The sequence below is a fragment of the Gibbsiella greigii genome, from assembly GCF_039540155.1.
GTDB lineage: Bacteria > Pseudomonadota > Gammaproteobacteria > Enterobacterales > Enterobacteriaceae > Gibbsiella > Gibbsiella quercinecans.
Genome location: NZ_BAABEM010000047.1, coordinates 15,127 through 31,736 on the forward strand (window position 1 = coordinate 15,127; position 16,610 = coordinate 31,736).

The 16,610-nt window shown below is 55.0% G+C and carries 15 protein-coding genes; all 15 read left to right on the forward strand.

What is annotated here, in order from left to right; translation table 11 throughout:
• Positions 1-4: 4 nt before the first annotated feature.
• The 15 genes from AC559G_RS19935 (at position 5) to pal (ending at position 16,605) form a co-directional block, all read left to right on the forward strand.
• Positions 5-721: a succinate dehydrogenase iron-sulfur subunit gene (locus tag AC559G_RS19935; protein ID WP_121525267.1), complete on the forward strand. Its 717-nt coding sequence runs from the start codon at positions 5-7 to the stop codon at positions 719-721.
• A 431-nt stretch (positions 722-1,152) separates the two neighbouring features.
• Positions 1,153-3,960: a 2-oxoglutarate dehydrogenase family protein gene (sucA, locus tag AC559G_RS19940; protein ID WP_498914200.1), complete on the forward strand. Its 2,808-nt coding sequence runs from the start codon at positions 1,153-1,155 to the stop codon at positions 3,958-3,960.
• A gap of 17 nt (positions 3,961-3,977) precedes the next feature.
• Positions 3,978-5,207, forward strand: a complete 1,230-nt coding sequence (gene odhB / locus AC559G_RS19945) for a 2-oxoglutarate dehydrogenase complex dihydrolipoyllysine-residue succinyltransferase (protein ID WP_498914202.1) — start codon at positions 3,978-3,980, stop codon at positions 5,205-5,207.
• A 224-nt stretch (positions 5,208-5,431) separates the two neighbouring features.
• Entirely contained in the window at positions 5,432-6,598 is a 1,167-nt protein-coding gene (gene sucC, locus AC559G_RS19950) for a succinate--CoA ligase subunit beta (RefSeq protein ID WP_498914204.1), read from the forward strand.
• Positions 6,598-7,470: a succinate--CoA ligase subunit alpha gene (gene sucD / locus AC559G_RS19955; RefSeq protein WP_095845427.1), complete on the forward strand. Its 873-nt coding sequence runs from the start codon at positions 6,598-6,600 to the stop codon at positions 7,468-7,470. Before sucC ends, sucD begins: the two co-directional genes overlap by 1 nt.
• 1,064 nt (positions 7,471-8,534) lie before the next feature.
• Positions 8,535-10,103 (forward strand): cytochrome bd-I ubiquinol oxidase subunit I, encoded by a 1,569-nt coding sequence (gene cydA / locus AC559G_RS19960; protein ID WP_498914205.1) that lies wholly within the window; start codon positions 8,535-8,537, stop codon positions 10,101-10,103.
• 14 nt (positions 10,104-10,117) lie between these two features.
• Complete coding sequence (gene cydB, locus AC559G_RS19965) at positions 10,118-11,257, forward strand: cytochrome d ubiquinol oxidase subunit II (RefSeq protein WP_498914207.1); 1,140 nt, start codon at positions 10,118-10,120, stop codon at positions 11,255-11,257.
• Between the two features lie 17 nt (positions 11,258-11,274).
• On the forward strand, positions 11,275-11,388 hold the full coding sequence (gene cydX, locus AC559G_RS19970) for a cytochrome bd-I oxidase subunit CydX (RefSeq protein WP_021805265.1): 114 nt from the start codon (positions 11,275-11,277) through the stop codon (positions 11,386-11,388).
• Entirely contained in the window at positions 11,388-11,681 is a 294-nt protein-coding gene (ybgE, locus tag AC559G_RS19975; RefSeq protein WP_438596947.1) for a cyd operon protein YbgE, read from the forward strand. Before cydX ends, ybgE begins: the two co-directional genes overlap by 1 nt.
• 130 nt (positions 11,682-11,811) lie before the next feature.
• Positions 11,812-12,216 carry a tol-pal system-associated acyl-CoA thioesterase gene (gene ybgC / locus AC559G_RS19980; protein ID WP_279026430.1) on the forward strand — a complete coding sequence of 135 codons (405 nt, stop codon included), beginning with the start codon at positions 11,812-11,814 and terminating at the stop codon, positions 12,214-12,216.
• A gap of 5 nt (positions 12,217-12,221) precedes the next feature.
• Positions 12,222-12,896, forward strand: a complete 675-nt coding sequence (tolQ, locus tag AC559G_RS19985) for a Tol-Pal system protein TolQ (RefSeq protein ID WP_346078983.1) — start codon at positions 12,222-12,224, stop codon at positions 12,894-12,896.
• A 13-nt stretch (positions 12,897-12,909) separates the two neighbouring features.
• Positions 12,910-13,332, forward strand: a complete 423-nt coding sequence (gene tolR / locus AC559G_RS19990) for a colicin uptake protein TolR (protein ID WP_095845421.1) — start codon at positions 12,910-12,912, stop codon at positions 13,330-13,332.
• A 78-nt stretch (positions 13,333-13,410) separates the two neighbouring features.
• On the forward strand, positions 13,411-14,619 hold the full coding sequence (tolA, locus tag AC559G_RS19995; RefSeq protein WP_498914208.1) for a cell envelope integrity protein TolA: 1,209 nt from the start codon (positions 13,411-13,413) through the stop codon (positions 14,617-14,619).
• A 133-nt stretch (positions 14,620-14,752) separates the two neighbouring features.
• Positions 14,753-16,045: a Tol-Pal system protein TolB gene (gene tolB / locus AC559G_RS20000; protein WP_498914210.1), complete on the forward strand. Its 1,293-nt coding sequence runs from the start codon at positions 14,753-14,755 to the stop codon at positions 16,043-16,045.
• A gap of 44 nt (positions 16,046-16,089) precedes the next feature.
• Positions 16,090-16,605 (forward strand): peptidoglycan-associated lipoprotein Pal, encoded by a 516-nt coding sequence (pal, locus tag AC559G_RS20005; protein WP_095845419.1) that lies wholly within the window; start codon positions 16,090-16,092, stop codon positions 16,603-16,605.
• Positions 16,606-16,610: the final 5 nt, after the last annotated feature.

The window sequence follows — 16,610 nt, forward strand, 5'->3', positions numbered from 1 at the left end:
ATAAATGAAACTCGAATTTTCAATCTATCGCTATAACCCGGATGTTGATGATGCGCCGCACATGCAGGATTACACGCTGGAAGCGGAAGAAGGCCGGGATATGATGTTGTTGGACGCGCTGATCCAACTGAAAGAAAAGGATCCGACCCTGGCGTTTCGCCGTTCCTGCCGTGAAGGGGTCTGCGGCTCCGACGGGCTGAATATGAACGGTAAAAACGGCCTGGCCTGTATCACCCCGGTATCTGCGCTGCGCAAAGGCAATAACAAGATCGTGATCCGGCCGCTGCCGGGATTGCCGGTGATCCGCGATCTGGTGGTGGACATGGGGCAGTTCTATACCCAGTATGAAAAGATTAAGCCTTACTTATTGAATGACGGTAAAAATCCACCGGCGCGCGAACACCTGCAATCGCCGGAGCAGCGCGCTAAACTGGATGGTTTGTATGAGTGCATTCTGTGTGCCTGCTGTTCAACCTCGTGCCCGTCATTCTGGTGGAACCCTGATAAGTTCGTTGGGCCGGCTGGGCTGCTGGCGGCATACCGCTTCCTGATCGACAGCCGCGATACCGAAACGGCAGAACGTTTGGATGATCTGAACGATGCTTTTAGTGTTTTCCGCTGCCATAGCATTATGAATTGTGTCAGTGTATGTCCCAAAGGCCTTAATCCAACGCGTGCAATTGGCCATATTAAGTCAATGTTGCTGCAGCGTAGCGCTTAAAGAGTACAAGATGCTGTGCCGGGGGTTCCCCGGCCTCATCGCTGGGCAGGAAGCGCCTAAAAACCGGTGGTGATTGCCATGTTGGCAAAGCTTGTTTTTCCTCGGTTTTTAGATGTTCCTTGTAATGGGCCGCGAGGCCCGGAATAAAACGTACGTGAGGTTTGAATTCGGCAAGCGGTTATTTTTTAGCAATGGGGAACGGCGCATCTGAGCGTATTTTCGCCAGTCGGCGCCGGTAAGGGCATTTAAACGTGTGGTATCGCGTTTGTGCGCTGTCCTGGCCCAGTTTGTTTGCAATAATAACGCGGTTGTGCTGAGTTCAGGATAAGGCCGCAGGTACGGCGAGTGAACCGTTTTACGGCAAACCGTCTTTTCACGGTAACCATGTTAACCACGGCGAAAACTGAAGCTTTAAAGCTTAAGGGATCATAATGCAGAACGGCGCAATGAAGGCCTGGCTGGATTCCTCCTATCTGGCGGGCGCGAACCAGTCCTACATAGAGCAGCTCTATGAAGATTTTCTAACCGATCCGGGCTCCGTTGAGGATAGCTGGCGTTCTATCTTTCAGCAGCTTCCTACCGTAAGAGCCACACCCGATCAGCTCCATTCCCAAACGCGCGAGTATTTCCGCCGCCTGGCGAAAGATAGCGCACGTTATCACTCCACCATCAGCGATCCGCAGACCGATGCCAAACAGGTCAAGGTGCTGCAATTAATCAACGCATTCCGCTTTCGTGGGCACCAGCATGCCAATCTGGATCCGCTCGGCTTATGGCAACAGGAGCGGGTGCTGGATCTGGACCCTGCCTACCACAACCTGACCGAAGCCGATTTTCAGGAAACTTTTAACGTGGGTTCTTTCGCCATTGGCAGAGAAACCATGCGGCTGAGTGATTTGTATGCCGCGCTGAAACAAACCTATTGCGGTTCGATCGGCGCTGAATACATGCACATCACCAATACCGACGAAAAACGCTGGATCCAGCAGCGTATTGAATCGGTGGTTGGCCAGGCCAGCTTCAGCAACGAGGAGAAGCGCCGTTTTCTGCAAGAGCTGACGGCGGCCGAAGGGCTGGAACGCTATCTGGGGGCCAAGTTCCCCGGGGCGAAGCGCTTCTCGCTGGAAGGCGGCGATGCGCTGGTGCCGATGTTGAAAGAGATGGTGCGCCACGCCGGCAGTAATGGCACGCGTGAAGTGGTGCTGGGCATGGCCCACCGCGGCCGCCTGAACGTGCTGATCAATGTGCTGGGTAAGAAACCGGCTGATTTGTTCGACGAGTTTGCCGGTAAGCATAAAGAACACCTGGGCACCGGCGATGTGAAATATCACCAAGGCTATTCGTCCGACGTCGAAACCGAAGGTGGTATGGTTCACCTGGCGCTGGCGTTTAACCCCTCGCACCTGGAAATCGTCAGCCCGGTGGTGATGGGCTCGGTACGTGCTCGCCGCGATCGTCTTGATGAAGCGCACAGCAACATGGTGTTGCCAATCACTATTCATGGCGATGCCGCCATTACCGGCCAGGGCGTTATTCAGGAAACCCTGAACATGTCGCAGGCCCGCGGCTATGAGGTGGGCGGTACGGTGCGCATCGTGATTAACAACCAGGTGGGTTTCACCACCTCCAACCCGCATGATGCGCGCTCCACCCAGTATTGCACCGATATCGCTAAAATGGTGCAGGCGCCGATTTTCCATGTGAACGCAGACGATCCGGAAGCCGTGGCCTTCGTGACCCGGATTGCGTTGGATTTCCGTAACACCTTCAAACGTGACGTGATGATCGATCTGGTCTGTTACCGCCGTCATGGCCATAACGAAGCGGATGAGCCGAGTGCCACTCAGCCGTTGATGTATCAAAAGATCAAGAAACACCCTACGCCGCGCAAGATCTACGCTGACAAACTGACAGAGCAGAATATCGCCAGCCTGGAAGATGCCACGGAAATGGTCAACCTGTATCGTGATGCGCTTGATGGCGGTGAGTGCGTTGTGGATTCATGGCGCCCGATGAACCTTCACTCTTTCACCTGGTCGCCTTATCTGAACCATGAATGGGACGAAGAATATCCAAGCAAAGTGGATATGAAACGCCTGCAGGAGCTGGCGCGCCGCATCAGCCGTGTGCCGGATGGGGTCGAAATGCAATCCCGCGTGGCGAAAATCTACGGCGATCGCGCTGAGATGGCCGCGGGCAACAAGCTGTTCGACTGGGGCGGGGCCGAAACGTTGGCGTATGCGACGCTGGTGGATGAAGGTATCCCAATCCGTATTTCCGGTGAAGACTCCGGCCGCGGGACGTTCTTCCACCGCCATGCCGTGGTGCATAACCAGAAAGATGGTTCGGTCTACGTGCCGTTGGCAAATATCCATAGTGGGCAAGGCGAGTTCAAGGTGTGGGATTCCGTGCTGTCTGAAGAGGCGGTGCTGGCGTTCGAATATGGCTATGCCACCGCCGAACCGCGCACATTGACGATCTGGGAAGCGCAGTTTGGTGACTTCGCCAACGGCGCCCAGGTGGTGATCGATCAGTTCATCAGCTCCGGCGAGCAAAAATGGGGCCGTATGTGCGGGCTGGTGATGCTGCTGCCGCATGGCTATGAAGGGCAGGGGCCGGAACACTCCTCCGCCCGCCTGGAGCGCTATCTGCAGCTTTGTGCGGAACAGAATATGCAGGTGTGCATTCCGTCAACGCCGGCGCAGGTTTACCACATGCTGCGCCGCCAGGCGCTGCGCGGTATGCGCCGCCCGCTGGTGGTGATGTCGCCCAAATCTCTGTTGCGCCACCCGCTGGCGACCTCTTCGCTGGATGAGTTGGCCAACGGCGCCTTCCAGCCGGCGATTGGCGAGATCGATGAGCTCGATCCGAAAGCCGTGAAGCGCGTCGTACTGTGCGCCGGCAAGGTGTATTACGACCTGCTGGAACAGCGCCGGAAGAATGAGCAGCAGGATGTGGCGATTGTGCGTATCGAGCAACTGTATCCGTTCCCACATCAGGCGGTTCAGGCGGTGCTGGAAAAATACGCCCATGTGCATGATTTTGTCTGGTGCCAGGAAGAGCCGTTGAACCAGGGGGCCTGGTACTGCAGCCAGCATAATTTCCGTGAAGTGATCCCGTTCGGGGCCTCTTTACGTTACGCCGGGCGGCCTGCCTCCGCCTCGCCGGCGGTGGGTTATATGTCCGTGCACCAGAAGCAGCAACAGGCTCTGGTGAATGACGCGCTGAATATTGATTAAAAATTAAGGGAAAGCTAATGAGTAGCGTAGATATTCTGGTTCCTGACCTTCCTGAATCGGTTGCCGATGCCTCGGTTGCCACCTGGCACAAAAAACCGGGCGATAGCGTTCAGCGTGACGAAGTCCTGGTTGAAATTGAAACCGACAAAGTGGTGCTGGAAGTGCCCGCCAGCGAAGCGGGCGTGCTTGATGCCATTTTGGAAGATGAAGGCGCCACGGTGACTTCCCGGCAGATCCTCGGCCGCATTCGCCAGGGCGATAACTCCGGTAAGCCGACGGCAGAGAAAAGCCAAAGCAAAGAAGCCACGCCGGCCCAGCGCGCCACCGCCAGCCTGGAAGAAGAGAGCAATGACGCATTAAGCCCGGCGATTCGCCGCCTGATTGCTGAACATGAACTTGATGCCAGCGCCATTAAAGGCAGTGGCGTGGGTGGCCGTATCACCCGTGAAGATGTGGAAGTGCATCTGGCCAACGCGGCGAAGCCCGCTCAGCAGCCCGCCGCTGCGCCAGCGGCCGAAGCGGCACCTCAGCCTGCGGCGTTGAACGGCCGCAGTGAAAAACGCGTGCCGATGACCCGCCTGCGCAAACGCGTGGCGGAACGCCTGCTGGAGGCCAAAAACAGCACGGCCATGCTGACGACCTTCAATGAAATCAACATGAAGCCGATCATGGATCTGCGCAAACAGTACGGCGAAGCGTTTGAAAAGCGCCACGGCGTGCGCCTGGGCTTCATGTCCTTCTACATCAAGGCGGTGGTTGAAGCATTGAAACGCTACCCGGAAGTGAATGCTTCCATTGATGGCGATGACGTGGTTTATCACAATTACTTTGATGTCAGCATTGCGGTATCGACGCCGCGCGGCCTGGTGACCCCGGTTCTGCGCGACGTGGACAGCCTCAGCATGGCGGACATTGAGAAAAAAATTAAAGAGCTGGCGGTAAAAGGCCGTGACGGCAAGTTGAAAGTGGAAGAACTGACCGGCGGTAACTTCACCATCACCAACGGCGGTGTGTTCGGTTCACTGATGTCGACGCCTATCATAAACCCGCCGCAAAGCGCCATTTTGGGGATGCACGCGATCAAGGACCGGCCGATGGCAGTAAACGGCCAGGTGGTGATCCTGCCGATGATGTATCTGGCTCTCTCATACGATCACCGGCTGATCGACGGGCGTGAGTCCGTGGGTTATTTGGTGGCGGTCAAAGAGATGCTGGAAGATCCGACTCGCCTGCTGCTGGACGTCTAGTACCAGACCATTGCCGCCCTGCGTTGTGTGCCGCCGGGCGGCTATTTGACTCAGCATAAGGTGTTGGCCGTGTGTGTTGGTCTATGATGGCAGCCATACCCGAATACGGCGGGAGACACATGGCGCGCGGTATCGTGCCCTTACGATACTCTGTGGCCGATAAGTCATGCGGTTTTCGCGATCGTGGCTCGGCTAAAACTTTCAGACAGAACGGATTGAATATCATGAACTTACACGAATATCAGGCAAAACAGCTGTTTGCTCGGTATGGCTTGCCGGCCCCTGCCGGTTACGCCTGCACGACGCCGCGTGAAGCAGAAGAAGCCGCTTCCAAAATCGGCAGTGGCCCATGGGTCGTCAAATGCCAGGTGCATGCTGGCGGCCGTGGTAAATCGGGCGGCGTCAAGGTAGTGAACAGTAAGGAAGAGATTCGTGCTTTTGCTGAACAATGGCTGGGCAAACGCCTGGTGACCTACCAGACGGATGAGCAGGGCCAGCCGGTTAACCAGATCCTGGTGGAAGCGGCCACCGATATCGACAAGGAACTGTATCTGGGCGCGGTGGTGGATCGCAGTAGCCGCCGCGTGGTCTTCATGGCCTCTACCGAAGGCGGTGTGGAAATCGAGAAGGTGGCCGAGCACACCCCTGAATTGATCCACAAGATGAGTATCGATCCGCTGACCGGGCCGCAGCCTTATCAGGGCCGCGAGCTGGCATTCAAGCTGGGGCTGTCGGGGAAACAGGTTAGCCAGTTCAGCAAAATTTTCATGGGATTGGCGAAGTTGTTCCTGGAACGCGATCTGGCGCTGGTTGAAATCAACCCGCTGGTGATCACCAAACAGGGCGATTTGATCTGCCTGGACGGCAAGTTGGGCGTTGACGGCAACGCGCTGTTCCGCCAGCCGGAACTGCGCGAAATGCATGATATCTCGCAGGAAGATGAACGCGAATCCCGTGCGTCCCAGTGGGAGCTGAACTATGTCGCCCTGGACGGAAACATCGGCTGTATGGTGAACGGCGCCGGGCTGGCAATGGGTACCATGGACATTGTCAAATTGCACGGCGGTGAGCCAGCCAACTTCCTTGACGTGGGCGGCGGCGCAACCAAAGAACGCGTTACCGAAGCGTTTAAAATCATCCTGTCTGACGACAAGGTGAAGGCGGTTCTGGTGAATATTTTTGGTGGTATCGTGCGCTGCGATCTGATCGCCGACGGTATCATTGGCGCAGTGGCCGAGGTGGGCGTGAGCGTCCCTGTGGTGGTGCGCCTGGAAGGTAACAATGCCGAATTGGGCGCCAAAAAACTGGCGGACAGCGGTTTGAACATCATTGCTGCGACCAGCCTGACAGATGCGGCTCAGCAAGTTGTTGCGGCAGTGGAGGGGGAATAATGTCCATTTTAATTGATAAGAACACCAAAGTCATTTGCCAGGGTTTTACCGGTAGCCAGGGCACCTTCCACTCCGAACAGGCCATCGCCTACGGCACGAAAATGGTCGGCGGCGTGACGCCGGGCAAAGGCGGCACTACCCATTTGGGGCTGCCGGTATTCAATACCGTACGCGAAGCGGTAGAAGCCACCGGCGCTACGGCATCGGTGATCTACGTGCCGGCCCCGTTCTGCAAAGATTCCATTCTGGAAGCGATTGATGCCGGTATCAAACTGATCATCACCATTACGGAAGGCATCCCGACGCTGGATATGCTGACCGTTAAAGTGAAGCTGGACGAAGCCGGTGTGCGGATGATCGGCCCGAACTGCCCGGGGGTTATCACCCCAGGTGAATGTAAAATCGGTATCATGCCGGGCCATATTCACCTGCCGGGCAAAGTGGGCATTGTTTCCCGCTCCGGCACCCTGACCTATGAAGCGGTGAAACAAACCACCGATGTGGGGTTGGGGCAGTCCACTTGTGTTGGCATTGGCGGCGACCCTATCCCTGGTTCCAATTTCATCGATATCCTGAAACTGTTCCAGGAAGATCCGCAAACTGAAGCCATTGTTATGATTGGTGAAATCGGCGGCAGCGCGGAAGAAGAAGCCGCGGCGTATATCAAGGCGCACGTGACCAAGCCTGTGGTTGGCTATATTGCCGGCGTCACCGCGCCCAAGGGCAAACGTATGGGCCACGCGGGCGCGATCATTGCCGGCGGTAAAGGCACGGCGGATGAAAAATTCGCGGCGCTGGAAGCGGCAGGGGTGAAAACCGTACGCAGCCTGGCTGATATTGGCGACGCCATCAAAACCGTATTGGGCAACTGAGCCATAGCGTAATCTGGTAATAACTTATGTGTTGTAGGCCACCCACCGGGTGGCTTTTTTTTGGGGGGGCGGTTTAGCAGCGCAGATGGTTTTTTTATGAGAGAAAGCTGTTTTTTGCTAAGACGCCGTTTTTTACCATCTAGAGCCGTCGTAATGTATTCCAGTAACGCAGTTAATTAAAATGACACTAAATGTTATTTTTTTATTTATTTTTACGTTTATTAATCGTGATTGTATCTCAACGTCTGTTTATTAATAGCTAAATGACCACGCGGCATTTGCCATGCGGCTCTCTCCCGGTTGCTTCCGTTCATTACCTGTCGGCCTGCGTATAGCCATGTTGAAAGCGGTTGAGGGGATTGAGCCTCTCAAAAACGGCATCGGCACCGAGCCGTGTCTGGTGTGCAAGGATGTCGTCGTGCGGTTGCGCGCCGGGTATGGCGTGAAGGGAAAAGCATTGTCTCGGCGGCAGAAAAAACGGCTATGATTAATGTAGAAAATCAATTTTGTGATTTAAATCACTGTGTTCGATATATGGAAATAAATGGTTAATTTATTGCGTGTTATAAGTAGGTAAAAATAAAAACACCCACCTTTTATGCTACATTAAATTAACATAATGAACATGATGGAAAAAAAATTAACTCATTGATTAACATGTCATAAGAAAATTATGCGAAATAGTGTGATGAATCTGGAAATAAAAGCCAGATAGGCTTAAATTGTTTCAGATCAAATTAAGCCTGAGCACCTCTTTTGGCTGTCTTTTGACCTATAGCCAAAAGTCTAACCCACGTCACGTAAAAACCTATTTATTGTGTGGGATTGGGCGAGTATCATCCATTCTGTATTCAGGCATGGGCGATCTTGTTGTATTTGTTACCCGCTGTCGGTTTTCAGTGTTGTGCTTTGTGTCCGTTGTGATGCGCGGGCCTGAGCGCGTAGTTGAAAGCGGAGAGGCTGGATCAATTTGTTGTGTTTTTAGGGCATTCACTGCGGGGCGTTAGCGGCACTATGCCGGTAACCGCAAGTCGGAGTCTTCCTGCGAGGAGCAAGGAGTCAAGATGTTTGATATTGTCGAGCTGTCGCGCTTACAGTTTGCGTTAACGGCGATGTACCATTTCTTATTTGTTCCACTAACGCTCGGTATGGCGTTTCTGTTGGCAATTATGGAAACGGTATATGTGCTGTCAGGCAAACAAATCTATAAAGATATGACCAAATTCTGGGGCAAGCTGTTTGCAGTCAACTTTGCCCTGGGTGTGGCCACCGGTTTGACCATGGAGTTCCAGTTCGGAACCAACTGGTCTTACTTCTCTCACTACGTCGGTGACATCTTCGGGGCCCCGTTGGCGATCGAAGGTCTGATGGCGTTCTTCCTTGAATCGACGCTGGTTGGCCTGTTCTTCTTCGGCTGGGATCGTCTGAGCAAGGTGCAGCACATGGCGGTAACCTGGTTTGTGGCCCTCGGCTCCAACCTTTCTGCTCTGTGGATCCTGGTCGCTAACGGCTGGATGCAGAACCCAATCGCTTCTGACTTCAACTTCGAAACCATGCGTATGGAGATGGTGAGCTTCTCCGAACTGGTCCTGAACCCCGTTGCGCAGGTGAAGTTTGTGCATACCGTCGCGGCCGGTTACACCACCGGTGCGATGTTCGTGCTGGGCATCAGCGCCTATTACCTGCTGAAAGGCCGTGATGTGGCGTTCGCCAAACGCTCCTTCGCCATCGCCGCCAGCTTCGGTATGGCTGCCGTACTGTCCGTTATCGTGCTGGGTGATGAATCCGGTTATGAAATGGGCGACGTGCAGAAAACCAAACTGGCAGCGATCGAAGCCGAGTGGGAAACCCAACCGGCACCGGCGGCCTTTACCCTGTTCGGTATCCCGAACCAGGATAAACAGGAAAACGCATACGCGATCCAAATCCCTTATGCGCTGGGCCTGATCGCAACCCGCTCCACCAATACCCAGGTCACCGGTCTGAAAGATTTGATGGCGCAGCATGAATTGCGTATCCGTAACGGTATGACCGCTTACCACCTGCTGGAAGAACTGCGCGCCGGCAATACCGATCCGAACGTGCGTGCCGAATTCAACAAGACCAAGCAGGACCTGGGTTATGGCATGTTGCTCAAACGCTATACGCCGAACGTGACCGATGCCACGGAAGCGCAGATCGCCCAGGCAACTAAAGACTCCATCCCACGCGTGGCGCCGCTGTACTTTGCTTTCCGTATCATGGTGGCCTGCGGTGTGCTGATGCTGATCATTATCGGCCTGTCTTTCCTCAGCGTCGTGCGTGGCCGTATTGGCCAGAAGAAATGGCTGCTGCGCGCTGCCCTGTTCGGTATTCCGTTACCGTGGATTGCGGTGGAAGCCGGTTGGTTCGTGGCTGAATATGGCCGCCAGCCTTGGGCGATCGGTGAGGTGCTGCCGACGGCCGTTGCCAACTCGTCGCTGACGGCGGGTGATATCCTGTTCTCCATGGGGCTGATTTGCGGTTTGTATACGCTGTTCCTGGTGGCTGAGCTGTATCTGATGTTTAAATTCGCGCGCCTGGGCCCTAGCAGCCTGAAAACCGGCCGTTACCATTTTGAACAACCGACTGCCGCCTTGCAGGAAGCACGTTAAACAGGAGTCCACGTATGTTTGACTATGAAGTACTACGATTTATCTGGTGGATACTGGTTGGCGTGCTGCTGATCGGTTTCGCTATCACCGACGGTTTTGATATGGGCGTCGGCATTTTGGTGCGCTTGATTGGGAAAACCGATACCGAACGCCGTGTGATGATCAACTCTATCGCCCCGCACTGGGACGGTAACCAGGTTTGGTTGATCACTGCGGGTGGCGCGCTGTTTGCCGCCTGGCCGATGGTTTACGCTGCGGCATTCTCCGGCTTTTACGTGGCGATGATCCTGGTGCTGGCGTCGTTGTTCTTCCGCCCGGTCGGTTTTGACTACCGCTCCAAGCTGGAAAATAGCCGCTGGCGCAACATGTGGGACTGGGGCATCTTCATCGGCTCATTCGTGCCGGCCTTGGTATTCGGCGTGGCCTTCGGCAACCTGTTGCAGGGCGTGCCGTTCCACGTGGATGAGTATCTGCGCCTGTTCTATACCGGTAACTTTTTCCAATTGCTGAATCCGTTTGGCCTGTTGGCGGGTATCGTCAGCCTGACCATGCTGATTACCCAAGGGGCGACCTATCTGCAGATGCGCACCACCGGTGAGATCCACCTGCGCGCCCGCGCCGCGGCACAGTTGGCGACGCTGATCATGGCGGTATGCTTCCTGTTGGCCGGTGCCTGGTTGGTGAAAGGCATTGATGGCTATGTGGTCACCTCCGCGCTGAACACAATGGCGGAGTCTAACCCGCTGCGTAAAGAGGTGGCCCATCAGGCTGGCGCTTGGCTGATCAACTACAACAAATATCCGCTGCTGTGGGCATTGCCTGCGCTGGGTGTGGTGCTGCCGCTGTTTACCATCCTGTTCTCACGGTTGGAAAAAGGCGCGCTGGCGTTTGTGACGTCATCATTGACCATCGCCTGTGTGATCCTGACGGCGGGCATCACCATGTTCCCGTTCGTGATGCCTTCCAGCACTAACCCGAACGTTAGCCTGACCATGTGGGATGCCACGTCCAGCCTGCTGACTCTGCAGGTGATGACAGTCGTGGCCGTGATCTTCGTGCCTATCGTTCTGGCGTACACCAGTTGGTCGTACTACAAAATGTTCGGGCGCCTGGATAAGAACTATATTGAAAGCAACAAGCATTCGTTGTACTAAGGAAAAGGAGCTAAACCATGTGGTATTTTGCCTGGATTCTCGGAACGCTTCTTGCCTGCGCCTTCGGCATCATCACGGCGCTGGCGCTTGAGCACAGCGAAGATTCAAAAGCGCAGCAAGACGGCAAGTAATGGATTCGTTAGCCGATAAGCTGTACGCGATTACCGATAAGGGCCCGGTTCGGGCCCTCTCATTGGTGCTGGCGTTGGTGGTTGCAGGGTGCGTGTTCTGGGATCCTTCTCGGTTTGCCGCACGCACCAGCGCGTTTGAAGTATGGCACGGTATTTTGCTGATTTGGGCCGTTTGCGCCGGGGTGGTTCATGGCTTTGGTTTCCGCCCGCAACGCGCATTGTGGCGTGCATTTTTCGCGCCACTTCCGGCAATTGTGATCCTTATCGCGGGATTACTTTACGTAACTTTATAATCTATTCGAAATACCTGAGTTATGGGCCATTCTGGCCCATAATTATTTGCATTCCCCCTCTGGTACCCCATTCCAAACCCGATCTCTCTTGCGTATAGTAGCAGCGTTAATTGCATTGCTGGGAAGTAGAGTGAGTAATATGTTGTTCCGATGGCCGGTGCGTGTCTACTTTGAAGATACCGATGCCGGTGGCGTGGTTTATCACGCTCGCTATGTCGCCTTTTTTGAAAGAGCGCGCACTGAAATGTTGCGTCAGCATAACTTTCATCAGCAGCAACTGCTCAGTGAACACGTCGCTTTTATGGTCCGGCGTATGACGGTGGAATACCTGCATCCTGCACGCCTTGATGAGCTGCTGGAAGTGCAGAGTGAAATCACCCAGATACGCGGGGCTTCTCTCACGTTTGCTCAACGCATTGTCAATTCTGACGGTACTCTTTTGAGTCAGGCAGATGTGTTGATTGCATGCATTGATCCACACCAAATGAAGCCGGTAGCGCTTCCTAAGTCTATTGTCGCGGAGTTTAAGCAGTGACTGAGATGAATATCCTAGATTTATTCTTGAAGGCGAGCCTGCTGGTTAAGCTTATCATGCTGGTTTTGATAGGCTTTTCCGTAGTCTCCTGGGCGATTATCATCCAGCGTACCCGTATTTTGAATGCGGCAACGCGCGACGCCGAAGCCTTTGAAGACAAGTTCTGGTCCGGTATTGAGCTTTCACGCCTGTATCAGGAAAGCCAGGCGCGCCGTGACAGCCTGACTGGCTCTGAACAGATTTTTTATGCCGGCTTTAAAGAGTTTGCCCGTTTGCACCGCGCCAATAACCATGCGCCGGATGCGGTGATTGAGGGCGCTTCACGCGCGATGCGTATTTCGCTCAATCGTGAACTGGAAAGCCTGGAAAACCACATCCCCTTCCTGGGCACGGTCGGCTCTATCAGCCCCTATATCGGCCTGTTCGGTACCGTATGGGGGATCATGCATGCCTTTATCGCCTTGGGCGCGGTGAAGCAGGCAACGCTGCAGATGGTTGCGCCCGGTATCGCCGAAGCACTGATCGCCACCGCGATCGGTCTGTTCGCTGCGATCCCGGCGGTCATGGCGTATAACCGCCTCAACCTGCGGGTTAACAAGCTTGAGCAGAATTACGACAACTTTATGGAAGAGTTTACCGCCATTCTGTACCGTCAGGCCTTCTCCAGCAGCAGCAAATAAGTAGGAGGATAGCATGGCGCGTAGACGTGGCCGTCGTGAGCTGAAGTCTGAAATCAACATTGTTCCGCTGCTGGATGTGCTGCTGGTGCTGCTGCTGATCTTTATGGCAACCGCACCCATCATCACCCAGAGTGTGGAGGTCGATCTGCCGGATGCCACCGATTCCAAAACGGTATCCAGCGATGATAATCCGCCGGTCATCCTTGAGGTTTCCGGCGTTGGCCAATACACCATGGTGGTTGACCATAACCGTATGGAGCTATTGCCGCCCGAGCAGGTGGCAGCGGAGGCCAAATCACGCCTGGCGGCGAACCCGAAGACGGTCTTCTTGATCGGCGGGGCGAAGGAAGTGCCTTATGATGAGATCATCAAGGCATTGAATATTCTGCACCAGGCAGGCGTGGCTTCGGTTGGGTTGATGACTCAACCTATCTAGCCGCCTGGCGAGCGGCACCCGGTTCCTGCGTAACTGATGCGGGAACCCCGTTTAGGCACCAGTTTTTGGGACTCTATTTTGGTAAAACCAACTGAGCAAAACGATAAGCTGAACCGCGCCGTTATTGTTTCGGTGGTTCTGCACTTCGTATTGATTGCCCTGTTGATCTGGGGCTCGCTGCATGAAAATGCCGAAATGAGCGCTGGCGGCGGCGGTGACGGCACCGCTATCGGCGCCGTGATGGTTGATCCGGGGGCGGTGGTCGAGCAGTACAATCGCCAGCAGCAGCAGAACAATGATGCGCAGCGTGCAGAGAAACAGCGCCAGAAGAAGGCGGAACAGCAGGCTGAAGAGCTGCAGCAGAAGCAGGCGGCAGAGCAGCAGCGCCTAAAAGCGCTGGAGCAAGAGCGGCTGGCGGCGCAGGAAAAGGCCGCCCAGGAAAAAGCGGCCCAGGCAGAGCAGCAAAAGCAGGCGGCGGAGCAACAGCAGCAGGCCGCCGAGCAACAGAAAGCGGCGGAAGCCGCCGCGGCGAAGGCCAAACAGCAGCAAAAGGCGGCGGAAGAAGCCGCGGCTAAAGCAAAAGCCGAAGCGGATAAAATCGCGCAGGCGCAGGCCGAAGCACAGAAAAAGGCCGAGGCGGAAGCCAAGAAAGAAGCGGCCGCCGCAGCGGCCAAGAAGCAGGCGGAAGAGGCGAAGAAAGCCGCTGAAGCCAAAGCGGCTGCGGATGCAGAGAAAAAAGCCGCGGCCGAGGCGGCTAAGAAAGCAGCTGCTGAAGAGGCGAAGAAAGCCGCAGCCGAAGAGGCTAAAAAGGCAGCGGCGGAAAAAGCGGCGGCAGCCAAAAAAGCGGCTGATGCCAAGAAGAAAGCTGCTGCCGAGGCGGCGAAGCAGTCTGCGGATGTTGACGAGCTGTTTGGCGGCCTGGCGGACGGCAAGAACGCGCCGAAAGGCGGCGGCGCCACTCAGAAAGGCGACGGTAAACCGGCCGGCCAGGGCAATGCTAAAACGGCGGGCGCCAGTGGGGCGGATATTAGTGGTTATATGGGGCAGATTCGTTCGGCGATTCAGAACAAGTTTTATGACGCCAGCTCGTTCTCTGGTAAGACCTGTGATCTGCACATCAAGCTAGCGCCGGATGGCCTGTTGATCAGTGTACAGCCTGCGGGTGGGGATCCTGCACTGTGTCAGGCAGCCGTGGCCGCAGCGAAACAGGCTAATATTCCCAAACCGCCAAGCGATGCGGTTTATCAGCACTTTAAGAATTCGACCCTTGAATTCAAACCGCAATAACGGTTGATTAACTGAGTAATACTGCAGGGATGTACTAAGGTAACCAACAGGGATTATGTAGTGTTGTTTGTGTTGGTTTGTTAAAATTCTGCTAATTTATCGCAGGCAATCCTGTCTGGATAAGGGAGATGAGATGAAGCAGGCATTTCGAGTAGCGCTAGGTTTTTTAATACTGTGGGCCTCCGTGCTGCACGCGGAAGTTCGTATTGAAATCACCCAAGGGGTCGACTCCGCTCGCCCGATTGGCGTGGTGCCGTTTAAATGGGCGGGCCCGGGCACGCCGCCGGAAGATATCGGCAAAATAGTGGGTGCCGATCTGCGCAACAGCGGCAAGTTCAACCCGATTGACGCCGCGCGCATGCCGCAGCAACCGTCTACGGCGTCTGAAGTGACCCCTGCGGCCTGGACGGCGTTGGGGATCGATGCTGTGGTTGTCGGGCAGATCCAGCCTGGCGCCGACGGCAGCTATCTGGTGTCTTACCAACTGGTCGACACTTCTGGCGCGCCGGGCACGGTATTGGCGCAAAATCAGTATAAGGTAACCAAGCAATGGTTGCGTTATGCTGCGCATACCGCCAGCGATGAAGTGTTTGAGAAACTGACGGGCATCAAGGGCGCATTCCGCACCCGCATCGCCTATGTTGTTCAAACCAACGGCGGCAAGTTCCCGTATGAACTGCGCGTAGCGGATTACGACGGCTTCAACCAGTTTGTGGTGCACCGCTCGCCGGAACCGCTGATGTCGCCGGCCTGGTCGCCAGACGGCAGCAAGTTGGCCTATGTGACCTTTGAAAGCGGCCGTTCAGCGTTGGTTGTCCAGACGTTGTCCAGCGGTGCCATTCGCCAGATTGCCTCATTCCCGCGGCACAACGGTGCGCCGGCGTTCTCGCCGGACGGTAGCCGCCTGGCCTTTGCGCTGTCCAAATCTGGTAGCCTGAATCTGTACGTAATGAATTTGGGTTCAGGGCAGATTACTCAGGTGACCGATGGTCGCAGCAACAATACGGAGCCAACCTGGTTCCCGGATAGCCAGTCGCTGGCGTACACTTCCGATCAGGGCGGGCGTCCGCAGATTTATAAAATCAGTGCAAATGGTGGTGCTCCGCAGCGCCTGACCTGGGAAGGTTCTCAGAATCAGGACTCTGAAGTCAGCGCCGACGGTAAATTCCTGGTGATGGTGAGCTCCAACAATGGGGTTCAGCATATCGCCAAACAGGATCTGGGTTCGGGCGCCGTTCAAGTTTTAACGGATACGTTCCTGGACGAAACGCCAAGTATCGCACCTAACGGCACCATGGTGATCTATAGCTCCACGCAAGGTATGGGCTCTGTGCTGCAATTGGTTTCGACCGACGGGCGTTTCAAAGCGCGTCTTCCGGCAACTGATGGACAGGTAAAATTTCCTGCCTGGTCGCCGTATCTGTGATGCATGTGTAAATATGTATGGCAAACTCTAAAAGGAACAAAGAAATGCAACTGAACAAAGTGCTGAAAGGGCTTCTGCTGGCACTGCCAGTTCTGGCTGTAGCAGCTTGTAGTTCTAACAAAAGCGCTAACAATGACCAATCAGGCATGGGCGCTGGCGCCGGCACTGGTATGGAAAGCGGTAGCAGCAACCTGTCTTCCGAAGAACAAGCTCGTCTGCAGATGCAAGAACTGCAGAAGAACAACATTGTTTACTTCGGCCTGGACAAGTATGACATCACTTCTGAGTTCTCTCAGATGCTGGATGCGCACGCGGCTTTCCTGCGTAACAACCCATCCTACAAAGTGACCGTTGAAGGCCACGCGGATGAGCGCGGTACGCCGGAATATAACATCGCCCTGGGCGAACGCCGTGCTAACGCCGTGAAAATGTACCTGCAAGGTAAAGGCGTTTCTGCTGATCAGATCTCTATCGTTTCTTACGGTAAAGAAAAACCAGCAGTACTGGGCCACGACGAAGCGGCTTATGCTAAAAACCGTCGTGCCGTTCTGGTTTACTAAGAGAA